The 20,297-nt window shown below is 61.2% G+C and carries 10 protein-coding genes; 9 read left to right on the forward strand and 1 reads right to left on the reverse strand.

Translation table 11 applies throughout. The features are described 5' to 3' along the window. The first annotated feature begins 287 nt into the window (after positions 1 to 287). The 9 genes from BW09_RS04860 to BW09_RS04900 all read left to right on the forward strand — a co-directional run bounded on the left by BW09_RS04860 (position 288) and on the right by BW09_RS04900 (position 18,878). Positions 288 to 3,410 carry an alpha-mannosidase gene (locus tag BW09_RS04860; protein ID WP_140462452.1) on the forward strand — a complete coding sequence of 1,041 codons (3,123 nt, stop codon included), beginning with the start codon at positions 288 to 290 and terminating at the stop codon, positions 3,408 to 3,410. Positions 3,411 to 3,559: 149 nt separating this feature from the next. After that, positions 3,560 to 6,706: an alpha-mannosidase gene (locus tag BW09_RS04865; RefSeq protein ID WP_140462390.1), complete on the forward strand. Its 3,147-nt coding sequence runs from the start codon at positions 3,560 to 3,562 to the stop codon at positions 6,704 to 6,706. A 386-nt stretch (positions 6,707 to 7,092) separates the two neighbouring features. After that, positions 7,093 to 8,391 (forward strand): ABC transporter substrate-binding protein, encoded by a 1,299-nt coding sequence (locus tag BW09_RS04870; RefSeq protein WP_044088785.1) that lies wholly within the window; start codon positions 7,093 to 7,095, stop codon positions 8,389 to 8,391. Continuing rightward, a complete protein-coding gene (locus tag BW09_RS04875) occupies positions 8,388 to 9,359 on the forward strand; it encodes a carbohydrate ABC transporter permease (protein ID WP_044088786.1) in 972 nt (323 codons plus the stop codon). The genes BW09_RS04870 and BW09_RS04875 overlap by 4 nt, the downstream gene beginning before the upstream one ends. Then, complete coding sequence (locus tag BW09_RS04880; RefSeq protein WP_044088787.1) at positions 9,359 to 10,198, forward strand: carbohydrate ABC transporter permease; 840 nt, start codon at positions 9,359 to 9,361, stop codon at positions 10,196 to 10,198. The genes BW09_RS04875 and BW09_RS04880 overlap by 1 nt, the downstream gene beginning before the upstream one ends. A 17-nt stretch (positions 10,199 to 10,215) precedes the next feature. Then, positions 10,216 to 11,493: a glycosyl hydrolase gene (locus BW09_RS04885; RefSeq protein WP_044088789.1), complete on the forward strand. Its 1,278-nt coding sequence runs from the start codon at positions 10,216 to 10,218 to the stop codon at positions 11,491 to 11,493. A gap of 151 nt (positions 11,494 to 11,644) precedes the next feature. Next, positions 11,645 to 13,924, forward strand: a complete 2,280-nt coding sequence (locus tag BW09_RS04890; RefSeq protein WP_258184994.1) for a glycoside hydrolase family 3 N-terminal domain-containing protein — start codon at positions 11,645 to 11,647, stop codon at positions 13,922 to 13,924. Between the two features lie 238 nt (positions 13,925 to 14,162). Further along, a complete protein-coding gene (locus tag BW09_RS04895; RefSeq protein ID WP_140464782.1) occupies positions 14,163 to 17,426 on the forward strand; it encodes an Ig-like domain-containing protein in 3,264 nt (1,087 codons plus the stop codon). Positions 17,427 to 17,750: 324 nt separating this feature from the next. Next, on the forward strand, positions 17,751 to 18,878 hold the full coding sequence (locus tag BW09_RS04900) for a LacI family DNA-binding transcriptional regulator (RefSeq protein ID WP_044088791.1): 1,128 nt from the start codon (positions 17,751 to 17,753) through the stop codon (positions 18,876 to 18,878). A 134-nt stretch (positions 18,879 to 19,012) separates the two neighbouring features. On the opposite strand, the gene BW09_RS04905 is transcribed toward BW09_RS04900, so the two are convergent. Then, the gene (locus BW09_RS04905) at positions 19,013 to 20,248 is read right to left on the reverse strand and encodes an AGE family epimerase/isomerase (RefSeq protein WP_140462389.1); all 1,236 of its coding nucleotides are present in this window, start codon (positions 20,246 to 20,248) and stop codon (positions 19,013 to 19,015) included. Positions 20,249 to 20,297 lie beyond the last annotated feature (49 nt).

Consider the following 20,297-nt stretch of genomic DNA (forward strand, 5'->3'; position numbering starts at 1 on the left):
CCCTTACGGCAGTAGGGGAGAGCGGCTTTTCCGTTTTCACTGGCTATCACCCGAAATCACTGGTTTTCCGAAAGATGTGGGCAACCAGCTGTCCGGACGAGCTATGCGAATTCCCCATAGTGCACAACACGCGTCGGGGGAATGGCTTGACATTGTGGCTCGTCATGGCAAACTATGTTACTAAAGCGCTTTAGTTTGCGCGACGGAAGCGCATGCCCGCCACAACCACCGGAGGGCAGCACGATGATGTGACCGCACCTTGCGGCAAGGACAAGGGAAGAGGCAAGATGTTCCTGAAACCAGAACAGCAGCTTGAACGGTGCAAACGAGTGTTGCGCCAACGGGTGAACCCGCATATCCACCCGGTCATCGCCCATCTCGACGTGGAGGCGTTCGATATCCCCGGCGAGCCGATACCGACTCAGGAGTTCTTCGGCAAGCTGCATCGTGGCGAGATCCCGTTCAAGCCATTCACACTCGGCAGCGAATGGGGCACCACATGGGGAACGGTATGGTTCCGTCTGAGCGGAAAGGTCCCCATGGGCCATACGCCGGGCCGTCCGCTGGAGCTCATGATTGACCTCGGCTGGTACCCGCACTCCTGTGGCGGTCATATCGAGGGACTGGTCTACCGGGAGGACGGTACCGCCATCAAGGCCGTGCACCCGCTCAACCACTGGGTGCCGTTCATGGATGAGCAAGGCAATGCGCAGGTGCCCATTGCCGAGGATGGTGGTTTCACCGTCTATCTTGAGGCCGCATGCAATCCTCTGCTCCTCGGCGTGCCGCCATTCATCGAGACCGAGTTGGGTGATCACGCCACCGGCAAGCCGGATGAGCCATACGTGTTCAAATCGGCCGACCTGACCGAATTCGACCGGCGTTTCGAGGATTACTCCGTCGATCTGGATGTGGTGTCCCAGCTCATGGAATACGCGGACAAGCAATCCCCGCGCTACTGGCAACTGGCCAAGGCGCTGCAGCGTTCCATCAACAGCTTCGACGAGCAGCATCTCGATTCGGTCGAGCAGGCTCGCGAGCAGCTCGCCGGAGTGCTTGCCAAGCATGCGAACGCCTCGGCGATGAACGTGAGCGCCATTGGCCACGCGCACATCGATTCCGCCTGGCTGTGGCCGGTTCGTGAGACCCGCCGCAAGGTGGCGCGTACCGTCTCCAACGCGCTGGCATTGATGGATGCCGATCCAGACTTCAAATACGCGATGAGCTCCGCACAGCAGTACGCATGGCTCGAGGAGGACCATCCGGATGTCTTCGCGCGCATGAAGCGACGCATCGCCGAAGGTCGTTTCATCCCGGTGGGCGGCATGTGGGTGGAGGCCGACGGCATGCTGCCCGCCGGCGAATCCCTGATCCGTCAGATCAGCTACGGGCGACGTTACTTCAAGGAGCATCTTGGTGTGGAGCCCAAGGGCATCTGGCTGCCGGACAGCTTCGGCTACACGGGGGCATGGCCGCAGATCGCCCGTCGTGCCGGCTACGAGTGGTTCCTGACGCAGAAGATCTCGTGGAACGACACCACCAAGTTCCCGCATCATTCCTTCATGTGGGAGGGCATCGACGGCTCGCGCATCTTCACACACTTCCCGCCTGCGGACACCTACGCCGCATGGTGCAAGGTGCAGGAGCTCGATTATGCCGAAAAGAACTTCCAGGACAAGGACCTTGCCGACCGTTCGATCCTGCTCTTCGGTTTCGGTGATGGCGGCGGCGGTCCCACGCGCGACATGATGGAGCATCTGCATCGCTACGAGGACCTTGAAGGCGTCTCCCGTGTGAGCATCGAGACCCCGAACGAGTTCTTCGACAAGGCCCACGAGCAGATCGAAGAGAACGCCGGCCCGGAGATGCCCGTCTACAAGGGCGAACTGTATCTGGAACTGCATCGCGGCACGCTGACCGCCCAACAGGACATGAAGCGCGGCTGCCGCACCGAAGAGTCGCTGCTGCGCACCGTCGAATACCTTGGCGCCGCCGCGACCTTGGCTGATTCGTCCTATGTCTATCCACGCGAAGAGATGGATCGCATCTGGAAGACGCTGCTGCTGAACCAGTTCCACGATGTGCTTCCCGGCTCCTCCATCGCCTGGGTGCATCGCGAAGCCCGTGAGGATTATCGCCGCGACATTCAGCGTCTGCGTGAGATCGCCGAACAGATTTGCGCCGTGCTACGGGCCGCCGATCCCGAAACCGATCTGCTGCCGGAGGCGCGCATCAGCCAATATCGCGCGGATGGCGCATCCTGGCAGGTTCGTCCGGTCGCGTCGCAAGACGAGTCCTTGCCGGTATTGGTGGAACGGCTCGACGATGGCTGTGTCAACATGGCAAACGGTGTGCTCTCGGCAGTCATCGAGCCGGACGGCACCATCTCCTCGCTGATCGATGAGACGCGCAATCGAGAACTGGTGCCTGAAGGCACGCGTCTGGGCCGTTACGAACTGCTGAAAGACGAGCCTGCCGTCTGGGATGCCTGGGAGATCGAACGCGAATCCCTGCTCATGGCGGAGGGGCTGAAGGGCACCATCGCCGATGTGACCAACGACCATGGTGCGGCGGTGGTCACCGTACACGTCACCGAAGGCGATACCGTTATCGACACGACGATCACGCTGCGTCCTGGAGCCAAGCAGCTCGACTTCCATACCTCGGTCGACTGGCATGCCAAGGAACGTTTCCTCAAGGTCGACGTACCGCTGGCCGTCAGCGCCGACCGCGCGGTGTACGACTGCCAGTACGGTCTGGTCACGCGCCCGATCGTCAAGAACAGCGCCTCAGACGAAGCCAAGTTCGAGAGCAGCACGAACAGGTTCGCCATCCTGCGTGAGGCCGGATATGCCGTCGCCGTGATCAACGGCTCGGTATACGGCTCCGACGCGGCTCCGATCGCCGGTGATGCCGGACGCGGCATAGGGGCCGGCACCATGTTCCGGCTGTCGCTGGTCTCCGCGCCGACCTTCCCCGATCCGCGTACCGATCTCGGCGCCCACGAGTATGACTGGTCAGTGGTGGCCGACGCCACCGCCGAACGCACCGTGGATGCGGCTTTCGAGCTCAATGCCCCGATCATCCACGATGCGCCCGCCATCGAACCGCTGGTCGGTCTTGATGTGATCGATGGCATGGCCGTCATCGACTGGGTGAAGCTGGCGGATGACGGTTCCGGAGACCTCGTCGTACGCGTCTACGAGGCGGCCGGCGGTCATGCCGAAGCTGCCCTGCGCGTCTCCACGGCGCTGCGGGGAGCCACGGTACGCGAGGTGAATGTTCTGGAAGGCGATGACATCGCCGCCGACCTGCCGACCGCGCTCAAGGACAATGGTGATGGCAAGGCCGAAGGCGCGACGCTCGCGTTGGGCCCGTTCCAGCTGGCCACGCTGCGCATCAGTCGCTGATCGTTTCCTCCTCCTATCAAAAGGCTCTGTTGAACCGACTCTGACATATGCTTACGGGCTGCCCTAAGTCAGCTTCGCTGACAAAGGGAGTCAAGGGGAGGGTTTAACAGAGCCCTACAACACACACAAGCAAAGGAGCTCAATACCTCATGTTTCTTCTGCCCAATCAGCAGCTGGAGCGCTGCGACCGCGTGATGCAGCAGCGTCTCAAGCCGCATATCCATACCACGCTGTCGGCGTGTTCGGTACGTTCGTTCGACAATCCCGGCGAGCCGGTTCCCTCGGACGAGTTCCTCGCACAGGTACGTGCCGGTGAAGTCGATTTCCAGCCCTTCCCCATACCCGGCGTATGGGGTACCACCTGGGGCACCACCTGGTTCGAGGTGAGCGGCCGTATCGACCGTGAAGCCGTCAAGGGACGCAAGATCGAACTCATGGTCGATCTCGGCTGGCTTGATTACCGTGGCCCGGGCTTCCAGTCCGAAGGTCTGGTCTACCGTGCAGACGGCACGGCCATCAAGTCCGCGAATCCTAGGAATCATTGGATTCCTCTGGTCTATGAGGACGGTGCCAGCACGGTCGACCTTGATGCCGACGGCAATTTCACCGTGTACATCGAAGCCGCCGCCAATCCGTTTGTGGAAGGCCCTACGCCGTTCTCGCCCACCGAGCTGGGGGAGAAGGCCACCGGCAAGCGTGAATTCCCCTACACGCTGAGCCGCATGGACGTCGCCGCCTTCAACAGGGAGGCATTCGCCTACTACATGGATCTGGAGACCGTCTCCTCGCTCATGCGTGAGCTCAAAGACGACGATCCGCGCTACTGGCAGCTCGCCAAGGCATTGCAGCGCTCGCTGAACGCCTACGAGGAGCGTGACATCGCCGGCACCATCGGTACGGCCCGTGAGGAGCTGGCCGGGGTGCTCGCCGAACCTGCGGCATCGAGCTCCATCAACCACATCGCCATCGGCCACGCGCACATCGATTCCGCCTGGCTGTGGCCGGTGCGTGAGACCCGCCGCAAGGTGGCGCGCACCGTCTCTAACGTGCTCGCCCTGATGGACGAGGACCCGGACTTCACATACTCGATGAGCTCCGCGCAGCAGTATGAATGGCTGGAGGCCGAGCATCCCGACCTGTTCAGGCGCATGATGGACCGTGTCAAAGAGGGACGTTTCATCCCGGTGGGCGGCATGTGGGTCGAATCCGACAACATGATTCCTTCCGGTGAATCGTTGATTCGTCAGATCACATTCGGCAAGCGGTATTTCCGGCAGCACCTTGGCGTGAATCCTCGCGGCATCTGGCTGCCTGACAGCTTCGGCTACACCGGCTCCTGGCCGCAGATTGCCCGTCGTGCCGGTTTCGACTGGTTCCTGACGCAGAAGATCTCGTGGAACGACACCACCAAGTTCCCGCATCACTCCTTCATGTGGGAGGGTATCGACGGCACACGCATCCTCACGCATTTCCCGCCTTCCGACACCTATTGCTCTTCCATGAGCATGCATGAACTGCAGTATTCCCAGCGCAATTTCCTCGACAAGGACCTCTCCCGCAACGCCATTCTGCTGTACGGTTTCGGTGATGGCGGCGGCGGTCCCACGCGCGAGATGACCGCACGCATTCGCCGCGACCATGACCTTGCCGGGGCGCCGAAGATCGAGTTCGGCACCCCCGACCGCTTGTTCGACCGTGTGCGCAAGGACATCGTCGACGATGCCCGTGGCGAGACCCCGGTATTCAAGGGTGAACTGTATCTGGAACTGCATCGCGGCACCCTGACCGCCCAGCAGGACATGAAACGCGGCTGCCGCGAAGAGGAGTCCATGCTGCGTGTGACGGAATATCTGTGCACTGCCGCGGCTCTCAAGAACCCGGATTACGCCTACCCCCGTGAAGAAATGGATCGCATCTGGAAGACGCTGCTGCTGAACCAGTTCCATGACATTCTTCCCGGTTCCGCCATCGCCTGGGTGCATCGCCAGACACGTGCCGAATATGCGCACGATATCGCGCGATTGCGCCAGATCGCCAATGAAGCCGGGCGCGCCATCGCCGTCGTGGAGCCGGACGATGCCAGCGTCGAGCATGCGGTGATCACCCCATACGCACGTCAGGCATGCGAAGCCTGGGCCGTGCGTCCGGCGGCAGAGGCGTCGAACGGATCCGCAGACGGCGCTCAGGTGACTGTCATGGCCGAAGAGGGTGCTACGGTGCTCGACAATGGACGGCTGCGCGTGCGTGTGGAGGCCGATGGTACCGTCTCGTCGCTGATTGACAAGGCGCGCGAACGCGAGCTCGTGCCGTCCGGGACCCGCCTTGGCCGCTATGAGCTGCTCAAGGACGAACCGTTCCATTGGGATGCCTGGGACATCCAGCGTGATGCGTTCCTGACCGCCGATGGTCTGACCGACGCCGAAATGGAGCGCGTGGAGGTCGCCAAAGACGGCAGCGCCGTGGTGCATGTCGTCACGCATGCCGACAACGTCGAGATCCGCACCAGCATCACCCTGCGTCCCGGTTCTGCGACGCTTGATTTCGCCGCGGACGTGGATTGGCATACGCAGGAGCAGTTCCTCAAGGTTGATATCCCGGTCACGGTCCAGGCCGTTAACGCCCAGTATGAATGCCAGTACGGCATGGTCGAACGCCCGATCAACAAGAACACGCGCTCGGATGACGCCAAGTTCGAGAGCTGCACGCACCGGTTCGTCCGTATCGCCGATGCCGGGTACGCCGCAGCCGTGGTGAACGCATCCACCTACGGCTCCGATGTGAGCCCGATTCATGGGGATGCGGCGCATGGTGCCGGCCGTGGCACGATGGTGCGTCTGTCGTTGCTCTCCGCGCCGCTGTATCCGGACCCCCGCACGGATCAGGGCGAGCATTCGTTCGCTTGGAGTGTGGTCGCCGATGCCGGCATGGAGACCGTGCTTGCCGAGGCGAACCGGATCAACGCTCCGGTATTGGATGAACTGCCGGCGTTCGCGCCGCTGGTCCGTCTGGCCGACCGGCAGGGTGCCATCGTGCTGGATTGGATCAAACCCGCCGATGATGGTTCCGGTGACGTGATTGTACGTCTCTATGAGGCTGCGGGCGGCAATGCCACGGCTTCCCTGCAAGTAGCCGATGAGCTTTCCGGTGCTGAAGTCATGGAGGTGAGCGTGATGGAGGACGCCGATCTTCCATCTGATCTGCCGCGCGCGTTCGCATCGGATGACCCGTGCCCGGTTGACGGTGCGAAGCTGGCGTTGCAGCCGTTCCAGCTCGCCACGCTGCGTATCCGCCGATGACATGAAGTCGGATGCAGTCATGTAGGGGCATGAACTCCCGCTGATGGGCGTGGGGATGATGGGGCCCGCTGTCGCGATATGCGATGGCGGGCCCCATTTGTCTGTGCTTGGGTGCGTTTGTGTAAGGGTGCGGCCCCATCATTGTGCGCGACACGCGCATGCGTTGCGGGTTTGCAATGTTACAGCGGTGTTGTTATTTTATTAACTAAAGCGATTTAGTTAACAGGTTCTTGAAGGGCTGGAAACTAAATCGGTTTAGTCTCAGCGATGAGAACTAAAACAGTTGCAATCCTCGGGATGTCGACAGGCATTCAGCGGTGCACAACACAGGATCTTCATCCATGGACGGATGAGGGGTTCTTAAGGAACAGAAAGAAGGAAACACCATGTTTTCCATGAAGAAGACCGTCGCCATCCTCGGTGCAGGCGCGATGCTCGTCTCCGTGGCCGCTTGCGGCAACACCAATTCCAGCGATAACGGCGGTAAGAAGGAGATCTCCTTCCAGACCTGGAATCTGAAGAACGACAAGTACACCCCGTACTTCGAAGAGCTGATCAAGGCATACGAGAAGGATCACCCGGACGTCACCATCAAGTGGCTCGATGCCCCGTCCGATGGCTATGAGGACAAGCTCTCCAGCCAGGCCGCCTCCGGCCAGCTGCCGGACATCGTCGACGGCGGCAACTCCATCCTGTACGGTCTGGCCAAGGCCGGCGCCCTGCTCGATGTCTCCAAGGAAGCCCCGGACGCGCAGGATGATTACTACGAAGGCGCTTGGGAAGCCGTCACCATGCAGGGCAACGGCATCGAGAAGGGCGCCTACGGTCTTCCGTGGTACGTCAACGATGGTCCGACCTACTGGAACACCGAGCTGATGTCCGAATGCGGCCTCGACCCGAACAACATCCCCACCACCTGGGACGAGTACTTCGCCGCCGGTGACGCCATCGTGAAGAACTGCAAGGACAAGGGCATCTACCTGGGTATCACGATGGGCTACAACGCCGAGGACCTCCTGACCGCAGGCGTCAAGTCCTTCATGAACTCCGACCACAGCAAGTACACCTTCAACGATGAGGCCGGTGTCAAGCAGCTGACCCGCTTCGTCGACCTGTACAAGGCCGGCGGCATCCCGCCGGAGGCGCTGGATTCCTCCTGGAGCCAGGCCGCAGACCTGTTCCAGCGTGGCAACCTCGTCGCCATGGCAGGTTCCGCCTACTCCGCAGCAGGCTTCAAGCAGAACGCCCCGGACCTGTACGACCACCTTGCCGTCGGCCCGCGTATCTCCGATGACGGCCGCTCCGCATCCCTCGCCTACGAGATGCTCGGCATCAGCGCCCAGTCCAAGCACCCCGACGTCGCCATCGACTTCGCCCGCTTCGTGACTAACGCCGAGAACCAGGTCGCCTTCGACAAGCAGGCCTCCGTCTTCCCGTCCGCCAAGGGTGGCCTCGAGGACGAGTACTTCTCCAACATCGACGAGTCCACCCTCGAGGGCAAGGCTCTGAAGATCACGCTCGACCAGGTCAAGAACGGCTACGGCTCCCGTCCTGCCGAGTTCACCGACAACAACGGCTACAAGAACTTCCAGCAGCAGATCGCGCTCGCCATGCAGGGCAAGCAGACCCCGAAGGAAGCCCTTGACAAGTCCGTCGAGTTCGCCAACGAGAAGCTGGCACAATGAGCAATGCGGCATTCGCCGCTGACAGGTCGGAGGCCATCAAGGCCTCCGACCGGCCTGAACCGATGAACCGCACCCATCACAAGAAGCAGGATCGCAGCTTCGGCACCATCATTGCCCCCTACCTGTTCGTCTTGCCTGCATTCGTGATCGTGTTCGTGTTCATCGTCCTTGCGGCACTCAACACCTTCAGGCTTGCCTTCACCAACTCCACCCTGCTTCGTCCGGGTAAGTTCGTCGGATTCGATAACTTCATCAAGCTCTTCCATGACGAGTACTTCCTGACCGCACTGCTCAACTCCACGCTCTATGTGATCTGCGTGGTGCCGTTCATGGTCATCCTGCCTCTGATCCTGGCCTATCTGGTCCGCGGAAACTCAAGGATCATGGGATTCTTCCGCACTTCGTTCTACATGCCTGTGGTGATGTCCGCCGTGGTGGTGGGCATGATCTGGACCAACCTGCTGGATTCCGCCGGTCTGGTCAACTCCATGCTCAAGGCCATGAAGATCATCTCGAAGCCGATTCCATTCCTTACCGACCGCTGGGGCGTGCTCTTCAGCTCGATGTTCGTGACCATCTGGCTCGGCCTCGGCTACTACATGGTCATCTACCTGACCGCACTGGCCAACATCGACGAATCGCTTTATGAGGCAGCATCCCTTGACGGCGCAGGTCCGGTTCGCCAGTTCCTCTACGTGACGATGCCGGGTGTGCGCTCCACCATGATGCTCATCATGATGCTCTCCACCATCGCGGCCTTCCGAGTCTTCAACGAAATCTATGTGTTGACCAATGGTTCTGCAGGCCCCGGCGGTATGGACATGACCATGTCCATGCTCATCAAGCGCGAAGGCACCGGCATCCAGGCGCGAACGGGCTACGCAAGCGCCATCTCCATCGTCGTGCTGGTGATCGTGGGCACCATGCTCATCATCCAGCAGATCGTGCAGAAGAGGGGTGAGGACTGATGCAAGGGCATCATAGCAAGGTCACTGTGGGCAAGGTCGTGCAGTATGTGATTCTGCTGCTGGTCTTCCTGATGCTGGTCGGACCGTTCGTATGGGAGCTGTCCCTGTCGTTCAAGGGCAAGGGGGACAACGTCTATGCAGTGCCTCCCTACCTGATTCCCAAGACCCCGACAATCGAAAACTACGTCAACGTCTTCCGTCAGGTGCCGGTGTTCCATTACATGCTGAACACCCTGGTGGTGTGCATCATCTCCATCGCGGGAAACATCATCTTCTCCACGATGGCAGGATATGCACTCGGACGTCTCAAGTGGCGTGGCCGCGGGTTCGTGTTCGCCTTGTTCATGGGCACCATGATCATCCCGATCGAAGGTGTCATGATCTCCCAGTTCCTCATCATCCGCGCCATCAATCTGCAGAACACGTTGCTGGCCGTGGCCTTGCCTGGCTTGTGCGGCGCCATCAACATCCTGCTGATGACCAACGCCTTCAAATCCATCCCGATGGAACTTGAGGAGGCGGCCATGGTCGACGGCGCAAGCCTATGGCAGCGATTCTTCCACATCTGTGTGCCGCAGGTCAAGGGCACGATGACCGTCGTGGGCATCTTCTCCTTCGTCGGTGCATGGAACGACTTCCTCTGGCCGTTGATCGCGATCTCCGATGAGAGCAAATACACCCTGACCCTCGGCATGAACAGGCTCAAGGGCATGTTCATCCAGGATCCGCGACTCATCGCCGCAGGCGCACTGGTCTCCCTCATCCCGATCATCGTCTTCTTCCTGTGCTTCCAGCGTTACTTCTTCCGCGGACTGGAACAGGGCGGTCTCAAGGGCTGACACGAAAGGATACTCTCATGAAATTCGGCGTTGATTACACGCCCTCGCATGGCTGGTTCCATTCGTGGCTCAACCCGGACTGGGAAAGCATCGACAATGACCTGAAGCAGATCAGCGATCTGGGCATGGATCATGTCCGCATCTTCCCGGTCTGGCCGTACCTCCAGCCCAACCGTACATGGATCAATATGAAGGGCGTCGAGGATGTGTGCCGTATGGTGCACATCGCCGGCGAGCATGGTCTGGACGCCTACGTCGACGTTTTCCAAGGCCATCTCTCCAGCTTCGACTTCCTCCCCTCATGGCTGGTGACATGGCATAAGGGCAACATGTTCACCGATCCCGAGGCCGTGGCTTCGGAACGTGAACTGATCTCCATCATGGCGGATGCGTTGGCCAAGGAACCGGCGTTCAAGGGCTTGACCCTCGGCAACGAGGTCAACCAGCTGTCCGATCGTCCGCACCCGACCAAGATGACCGCCACACCCGATCAGATCGGCGAATGGCTCGACGAGCTGCTGCCGGCCGCCAAGCGTGGCGATGACCTGGCCTTGTACAGTGTCAATGACGGTGTCTGGTTCATCGACGGTCACCCGTTCACTCCGGTGCAGTCCGCCACCAAAGGCGATCTGACCACTATCCACTCGTGGGTGTTCAACGGCATCGCCCAAGGCTATGGAGCCAGGAGCGAGGAGTGCTATTCCTATGCGCTCTATCTTGCCGAACTGGCCAAGGCGTTCGGTCCTGCCGACCGTCCGGTCTGGCTGCAGGAGGTGGGCGCGCCCGAAAACGTGCTTGCCACCGAAGATACGCCCGAGTTCTGCCGACGCACCGTTGAAAAGGCGCTCGACTGCTCGAACCTGTGGGGCGTCACATGGTGGTGCTCGCACGACGTACCGTCCGACATGGCGGACTTCCCGCAGCTCGAATACTCGCTCGGTCTGTTCGACGAGCACGGCAAGCTCAAGCCTATCGGCCGTGAATTCGGCGACATCGCCAAGCAGTACCGCGATGCCAAGCCGGCGCAATCCAAGTCCGTCGCCGTGGTGGTGGACGTGGACGAGCAGGGCAATCCCATCGACCGCAGTACCTTGGGGCCTGGAGGTTCCATCTGCGACATGTGGATGAAGCTGGAGGTGGCAGGCAAACGCCCGACCATCGTCACCTCCACAGTCGCGGCCGATGCCAAGGAACTCGAAAGCCGCGGCATTGACGAACTGTATCGTGACCAGACGCCGTACAAGGCGCGGTTCTATTCTGCGGTCTCCGATCCGGCGTTCGAATCGGTCGACTGATAGATTGCCGGCTGTGGAATCTGTGGTGTTCCACAGCCGGTTTCGTATATTCTGACCGTTCTTGAGTGTGATGGATCGTGTATGTGTTCGTGCGGTCGCATGCTGCAGGTAGCGAATGGTCGATTGCCACTATGGAGAGAAAAGGGAAGATATGACTGCCAGCAAGGTCGGCATGGCCGCTGTGGACGGACGGCACGGTCGAGCGTCCATTGACCGGTTGATCGCATCGATGAGTTTCCGTGAGAAGGTCGGACAGCTCAACCAGCGTCTGCTCGGTTGGAAGACCGTGCGCCGGGACGCGTCCGGCAGGCTTGTGGCCACCGATGAGCTCAAACGTGAAATCGACCGCTGGGGCGGTCTTGGAGTGCTGTACGGACTGATGCGCGCCGACCCGTGGTCGGGCCAGCATTGGGGCAACGGCATTCGCCCTGAGGAGCGCGGCGAAGCGGTCGCGCTTATTCAGAACACCGTGCTCGAACGCGGTGCGCATGGCGTAGGCGTGCTGTTGAGCGAAGAGGCGCCGCATGGCCATCAGGCGCTTGGCGGCACCGTACTGCCGACGAATCTCGGTCTTGGCGCCACATTCGATCCCGAGGGCGTGCGGCAGGCCGAATCGGCGGTCGCGGCTGAACTGGCCGCCAGCGGCGTGCACATCGCGCTGGTCTCCGGACTTGACATCGCCCGAGATCCGCGATGGGGTCGCTGCGAGGAATGCTTCGGCGAGGATCCGCTGATGGCTGAACGCATGTGCGAGGCCATTGTGCTGGGCATGCAGGGTGAACGCCGCTCCAAGGTGGGCCATGGGGGAGTAGCCGTGGTGCTCAAGCATCTGGCCGCGCAAGGCGAGGCCGTTGGCGGCCGCAACGGGCAATCCGCAGTATTGGGCCCTCATGACCTTCACGAAATCCATCTGCCGCCAGTCGCCGCGGGTGTGCGCGCCGGTGCCCTGGGCTTCATGGCTGCCTACAACGATATCGATTCGATGCCATGCTGCGCCAATCCATGGTTGCTCAAGGATTATCTGCGGACCCAACTCGGATTCGACGGCATCGTGATGGCCGATGGCCTGGCCGTGGACCGTCTCGAAGACATGGCCGGCTCCATTCCCGCCGCAGGGCGCGCCGCGCTGCTCGCCGGCGTCGACGTATCCCTATGGGATGAGGGGTTCACCCACCTTGAGGAATACGCGGATGACGAACAGGTGTCGGATGCCGTCGACACGGCATTGCGCCGCGTGCTGGAGCTCAAAGACATGTTCGGTCTTCTGCCTGAAGACGGTGCCGATGCCGCCTCGATCGCCGTGCCGGACGCCAACGCCATAGCTCAGGCCACGCAGCAGGGGCGTGAACAGGCGAAACGCATGGCTCGCGAGGCGATGACATTGCTGGATGATCCCTCATCCACTGCATCGCTTGAGGATATCCGCGCCCTGATGGCCGATGCCCAGGCAGGTCCGGTGATTGTCGCAGGCCCGTTCGCTGACGATTTCGGATGTTTCCTGGGTGATTACACCGCACCGCTGCCCGTCGATGAACAATCGAGCGTATACCGGCAGCTGGCTGCGCGTCTCGGGGAGAATCGGGTCCTTCTGGCCGCCAAAACGAACGACGTGCCGGCTTCGGAATGGGCGCGGGCGGCGGCCGTGGTGTTCGTCTGCGGCAGCACCAGCGAACGCAGCTACGATAGCGAATTCGACGACAACGGTGCCGCTAAGGCGGTTGCCGAATATGGCGCCACCTGTGGTGAAGGCGTGGACCTGTCCGATATCCGTCTGCCCTGGCGTCAGGATGATGTGCTGGACGAAGTGACGGCATTGACCGCAGCCCCGGTCGTGTCCGTGGCGGTCTGCGGCAGAGCCCATGTGCTGACCCATGTGATGGAGCGCTCCGCAGTGACGATTTGGGCCGGATACGCCGGCCAGTATGGTCCGCAGGCAGTGGCTGACGTGCTTGTCGATGGAGCCGGCCTTCCCGGGCGTCTTCCGGTGACGCTGCCAGCCTATCCCGCGGCCATTCCGGTGCGGTATAACGACCGGCAGAGCGCTGCTCACGTCTACAAGGACGCAGCCGAGCCTGTGCTGCGCAGCTTCGGGTTCGGAACAGGGACGATGGCAGGAGTGGCGTTTGACGATATGCATATGGATGCGCAATCCCATCTAGGTGAGTTGGTCGTGCGGGGTACGGCGACGGCCGGAGCCTGTGCCGCTTCCGGTGCAGTGAACCTGTTCGCGCACGTCAGTGGCGGCCGGCGCATCCCACGTTTGGCGATGCTCGTCGACTCGACATACGTGTCGATGGAGGCGGGCGAACGCCGCGACATCACGTTCCACGTCCCCTCCGAACGTCTGCGGGACGCCGGCGATGGCCAGGTACGCGTGACCTGTTCGTTGGAAGCGGGTATGGGCGATTCAGCCACCGTGACACTGGAGTAGGCCAAAAGGCACTACGGAAAATGTGGGGTGTGATGCGCTGGAACCGCGTCACACCCCCGATGACGAGCCATCGGCCCGTCATCCGCGCAACCTGCAAGGCTGCGGGTTGTCACCCGATAGAAGGAAACAACGAAGGAGATTATAGATGAGATTGTCATCAGGCGATCCAGCCGGGCGTATCTCCGCCCGGAACCAACACAGGAAATGGCTGCGGAGCGGTTTGGCTGCAGTGCTGTCGATGGCGACGCTGGCGGCATTGGCGGCTCCGGCGAGTGCCACCGACACGATGCCATGGGGCGGCCAGTATGCCGATACCAGCCATCCCGAGCAGGCGGCAGGAGCCAACCAGCCGTATCAGCATGGTTACACCGGTCTGGAAATTCTGAACTGGAACCCGGCAGCGGACAAGGATTCAGAGTATCTGCGTTCCCGTGTGCCGTTGCAGACCCGCATCGCCGCCAATGCCGCGACGCAGAAGGATCCGAACCTGCCCGCCGACACGGAGATGTTCAACCTTGCCGGCGATTACGGCAACGCATTCTTCGAATCCTTCCATGACAACAACGTGTTCTCGCAGTACCTGTTCAACTACTGGCAGTACACCGACTACTACGGCACGTGGCACGGCCAGCCGACCGCGAACACACCAAAGAGTCTGTATGACGAGAAGGCCCAGTCCGATTGGACCCAGAAGTGGTTCGAGTTCGGCACGCTGAATCTGCCGAACGCCGCATACACGAACGCCGCCCACAAGAACGGCGCGAAGTCCATCGCGACAATATTCTTCTCCGGCAACGACCGTGGCGAGCAGACATACCGGGACCTGCTGCAGGGCAAACGCGACGACGGCACCTACCCTGTGGCCGACAAGCTGGTGGAGATCGCCAAATACTACGGATTCGACGGCTACTTCGTCAATCAGGAATCCAACGTTGATGCCGCGGATGTCCCGGCGTTCCAGGACTTCATGAAGCAGATCGTCGATCAGGGCATCTATATCCAGTGGTATGACTCCGCAGTCTATCCGGACGGCTATGTGAGCTACCAGAATATGTTCAACGATGCCAACTCGCCGTGGGTGCAGGATGCAGCCAAGGGCAAGGTCTCTGATTCCATCTTCCTGAACTACTGGTTCAGCGGCAATATGCTCAAGGATTCGGCGGACCATGCCAGCAGCCTCGGCATCGATCCGAAGACGTCGGTGTTCGCGGGCATCGAGGCAGGAAAAGAGAAATTCGACAACATTTCCTCGAACGCCAACTATATGAACGTCAATCTGGACGCCGACGGCAAGCCGTACGTGAGCATCGCCGCACTTGGCGCCGACTTCGTCTCCCATGAGCTGGGTGATGACAAGAAGGTCTATCCCAAGTACCAGAACCAGGTATTCGACCGCGAACGCCGTCTGTGGACCGGTTCATCCACCGGTGAGGCCGATACCACCGACATCGCCGACCCATACATTGACGACGGCACGAGCGACGACGGATGGAAGGGCTTCGCCTCGCAGATCGCCGAACGCTCGGTCATCGGCGGAACCGTCTTCTCCACGTCATTCAACACTGGCCACGGCCTCGAATGGCGCGACGGCGGCAAGCAGACCAGCGACCAGCAGTGGGGCAATATCAACCTTCAGGACATCCTGCCGACCTGGCAGTGGTGGATCGATGCCAAGTCCGACCCGCTCGAGGCCGACTTCGACTACGGTACCGACTACGTGGCGGCCCCGCGCTTCACGTATGCCAAGGTCGGAGCCTATGAAGGCGGCGATTCGCTCGTCCTGAGTGGCAAGCTGTCCAGCGACAACACGATGCGTCTGTACAAGACCGACTTGGACGTCACCGGCGGCACCAAGATCGATCTGACGTACAACAAGCTCTCATCCGATGACTCTAAGCTGCAGCTCGCGCTGATCTTCGCCGACGACACCAATGCCGTCGTGCCGGTCGATGTCGCCGACGGTGCTAAGACCGACGGATGGAAGACCGTGACCGCAGACCTGTCCCAGTATGCGGGCAAGAAGATCGCAACGCTCGGTCTGATCGTCAAGGCTGGTGCAAACCCCATCGACAACTATCAGGTGAACATCGGCAAACTCACTGTGAGCGATGGGGCGGCGCATACCCCGGCGACTCCGACTGGCTTCGCCGTCGAACGCGCCTACGCCGATTCCGACGAGCTTACCGTCAAGTGGGATATCGACGACTACTCGACCACAAAGAACTACCTGCTCTACCTCGACGACACGTTCCTCGGCGGCCGCTACGACGACACCCTATACGTCAAGCACCTGCCCGCCAAGACCGGCACCCTCAGGTTGTACGCCGTGGGAGCGGACGGCTCCCGCTCGCTCGCCGCCGAAGCGCCGCTGAACGAGGCGGCATCCGTGTCCGGTGTGATAGTCGAACCCGGCAAGGACGGCAAGGTCAAGGTCTCTTGGACGAACCCGCAGGTGTCTGGCGAGAAGACCGTCACCCTCGCATCCGACACCGGTTCGTGGCGCTATGCCGCGCAGCCGTACTCCCAAACGGTGAAGATCTCGGCTGACAAGACGGACGTGACCATTGACAACGCCCCTGTGGATGGTTCCCGTTATGTGCTGACCGTCGACAACGCCGGTGGTGCGGCCGCTACCGCAACTGGGAGCTTTGCCGATGCGACGATCGAGCCCTACCCGGCATGCTCGGTGACGTGGGATGGCGATAGCGTGACGCTGGTTCGCCCGCAAACCCAGGATTGGCGTTACCTGTACATGACCGAGAAGTGGACCGACGAGAACGGCGATGCGCAGAGCAGGGAACTGGGTGCAACCTACACCTATTCACAGCAGACCCCGCCGATCACCGGCATCATCCGAGGCCGTACCAAGCCGGCGTCCTACACCCAGAGCATTGCGACCGGCCATGAGCTGTGGGTGCAGGTCGAGGACTACAGCGGCAACAAGACCGAGCCGGTGAAGATCCCGACGGCCGATGAGATTGCGAAGGGTTGCACCGTCGCCGATCCGACCCAGCCGGATGCCGCAAAGTCCACCCTGACCGCCGTAGACGGCGAGGCTGCCGCGGATGGCAAGGCCACGCGTACCGTGACCGCCGCCGTCAAGGACTCCTTCGGCAACCCGTTGACCGGCACGGATGTCGCTTTCGTGCTGCCGGACGGGGTTACCACAGCCGAAGGCAACACCTCGATCGCAACTGACGCCTCCGGTGCCTCGACGCTGAACGTGGTGTCCGCCAAGGCCGGCAAGTACACGATCAAGGCCAAACTCGGCGATGCCGAGATCGGCGAGGGTGTGACGGTCGAGTTCAAGGAGGTGCCAGCCACGGACGACAAGCCGGACAAGCCTAGCGACGAGACCGATACAGGCAAGAAGCCCGAGACGTCTGACACATCCAAGGACAAACTGGTCAATACCGGTGCCTCCGTGGCTGTCGTCGCAGCCGGTGCCGTGGTTCTGCTCGTCATTGCCGGTGCCGTCGTCATGGTGCGCAAGCGCATGTGATTCGCGGTGACTGACAGGCCCTGTGTCTGACAGGAAATCGAAGGGCGGTCTCCCTCTAGCGGGATGCTAGGCGTCCTCCGGTTCCCTTGCCGGATGTGGGGCCTGTCAGTCGTTCCTGCGTATGTGTGTCTCCATACGAGACACACATACGCCACAGCGCGCAGGCGTCGGGCATATAATAATTGGAATGCGATACTAAAACGCTTTAGCAATACGGTACAATTTATAGTTATTGTTGCTGGAGATATGATTGGTCTTCCGCTATGTTGCGGGTGCAGGTCATAGACCCATGACCTCATCGACGTCGGAGCGAACGGGGGAGTTATGAAGTCCGTCCAAGAGCATGTGCCGCAGCCGGCATCTCAGTTATCCTCCGGTTCATCGCGCGTGAGTCTCAAGGATATCGCCGATGCCCTTGGCATTTCGCCGACGGCGGTGTCCTTCGCCATCAACGATCGGCCAGGGGTGTCGGCGGAGACCAAGAAACGAGTCAAAGAGGCCGCTGCGAAGTTGGGATGGCAGCCGGTATACGCCGCGCAGGCGCTGGGTTCCTCGAAGACCATGACCGTGGGGTTCGCTCCGGCGCGTTTCAAGCAGGGGCTCAACGAGGAAGCCTTCATGCTGCACTTCATGGCCGGCGTGCAGGCTTCGCTGAGTCTCAAGGGCTACGGCCTGCTCTATCGGCCATGCTCATCCGCCAAGGAGGAGCTTGCGGTGTACCGGGATTGGGCCTCCCGCAAACGAGTGGACGGTGTCATCCTGGTCGATCTGCGCGTCGATGACCAGCGGCCGAAGCTGATGAACGCATTGGGCCTGCCTGCAGTGCTGGCCGGCGGTCCGGATCCTGACAATCTGGTGCCTTCGCTGTCCATCGACGATTCGAAAACCATGGACACCATCCTCGAGCATCTGCGGAAGATGGGGCATCGTCGCATCGCGTACCTCTCCGGCGACCCCTCACTGGACTATTCGCGCGGACGTGAGGCGGCGTTCCGGCAATTCGCGAACAAGTACGGTCTTGATGACATCCATATCGACTACACCTACTTCGATTCCAGCGTGGCGTCCGAAATGACATTGAACCTGCTGCAATCGCCGCAGCCTCCCACCGCGTTCATCTACGAAAGCGAGACCTTGGCCGCCGAGAGTCTGCATTCCATCACCGAATGGTATGTGCTGGACAATTACGAACGCACCGTGCAGGGTGTCGGTGAGCTGACAGGTCCCCGATACCCGTTCAACCTGCCCGCGATCGTCAGCTTCGAGGACAGCTTCGTATGCGAGGCCGCATATCCATCGATCACTTCCGTGCATCGTGACGCGAGCGAATACGGCTCGAAGATCGCGAAACTGCTGCTGAAGATATTCGCGGGGGAGAAGGTCTCCGGCAACCGCAAGATCCTGACACCCAGTTTGGTTGTCCGCGACAGTACCTCCCGCACTATCAACTGACACTCAACTGACACTCCGGTCGAGGCTGGTCACGAGTCTGGTCGCGAAGTTGGCCGCGAGCCCGGCCAATCGAAATGGTGAAGCCCCTGTCCCGGGCAATCGGGACAGGGGCTTCACCATAGGTCGCGAACGTATCAGGCGGCGTTCTTGACGGCGGTGGCGATGGAGACCGCCGGGTCGAGGAACGGGATCAGCGTGGACTGGAAGGCATGGTAGAGGTCGGACTTGCCGGGCCAGACGGTGCCGATGACCTTGTTGTCCTTGTCGAGCTGGTGGAACCAGGAGCCGCCCTCGTGGTCGATGAGATGCTCATCGACGTACTGTGCGAACGTGGCATACCAGTCGGAGTACTCCTCCTTGCCGGTCGCGGCGTACAGGGTCGCGGTGGTGTTGAGGCCCTCGGCAAGCGTCCAGTGCATGCGGTCGGTCACCACGGGCTTGCCGCTCCAGTCGGTCGTGTAGGCGAGGCCCACGGTGCCGTCCGCGTTCCAGCCGTCTGCCACGGCGCGCGCGAACAGCTGTTCGGCGGCCTCGATGTACGGCTGCGCGCCCTCCAGGTTGGCGAAGGAGCTCAACGCCCACTGGGAGATCAGGCGAGCCCATTCGATGCCATGACCGGGGGTGGCGCCATACGGCTTGAACTGGTCATCCTTCTTGTCGTCGTTGAACTCCAGGTCGACGGACCAGTCCGACTTGAAGTGCTCGGGGATGCGCCATTCGTTGGCCTTGGCCCATCCGATCACATGGTCGATGATGCGGCCGGCGCGCACGCGGTACTTGTTGTCGCCGGTGGCATCCGCCACGGCGAGGAACGCCTCGGTGGTGTGCATGTTGGCGTTGAGGCCGCGGTACGGGTCGAGCTCGGTGAACTCGGTGTTCCAGGTGTCCACTGCCAGGCCGGTCTCGTCGTCCCAGAAGCGCTTGTCGAACGTGGCCAGCGCCTCGTCGAGCAGCTCCTTGGCTCCCGGACGTCCCGCGAGCAGCGCGGAGGATGCGGCGAGCATCACGAAGGCGTGCGTGTAGCAGATCTTGTCTGCGGCGGGGGAACCGTCCTCGTTGACCTGCGGATACCAGCCGCCGTTGACGTCATCATGCAGAATGCCGGTCAGACCCTTCAATGCGGCGTCCACGAGCTTGTCCGCGCCCGGGTAGCCAAGCAGAGATCCAATGGAATACACGTGCGCCATGCGGCAGGTGATCCAGGTCTGCACGCCCTGTGCGGGGTCGAGCGAGCCGTCGGCGTTCAGCCAGCCGGAACCGCCGTTCGGCGCGGGGAAGCCCTTGCCGAACTTCAGCAGCTCATAGGACTCCGAAGCCATGAAGATGCGGTTGGCTTCGGTACCGAGCACATAACGTGGATTGGTGGTCATTTGCTTTGCCTTTCCTTGTTTCCTGTTATCTCTGATCAAGAATCCGAAT

The sequence above is a fragment of the Bifidobacterium sp. UTCIF-1 genome, assembly GCF_006408915.1.
GTDB lineage: Bacteria > Actinomycetota > Actinomycetes > Actinomycetales > Bifidobacteriaceae > Bifidobacterium > Bifidobacterium reuteri.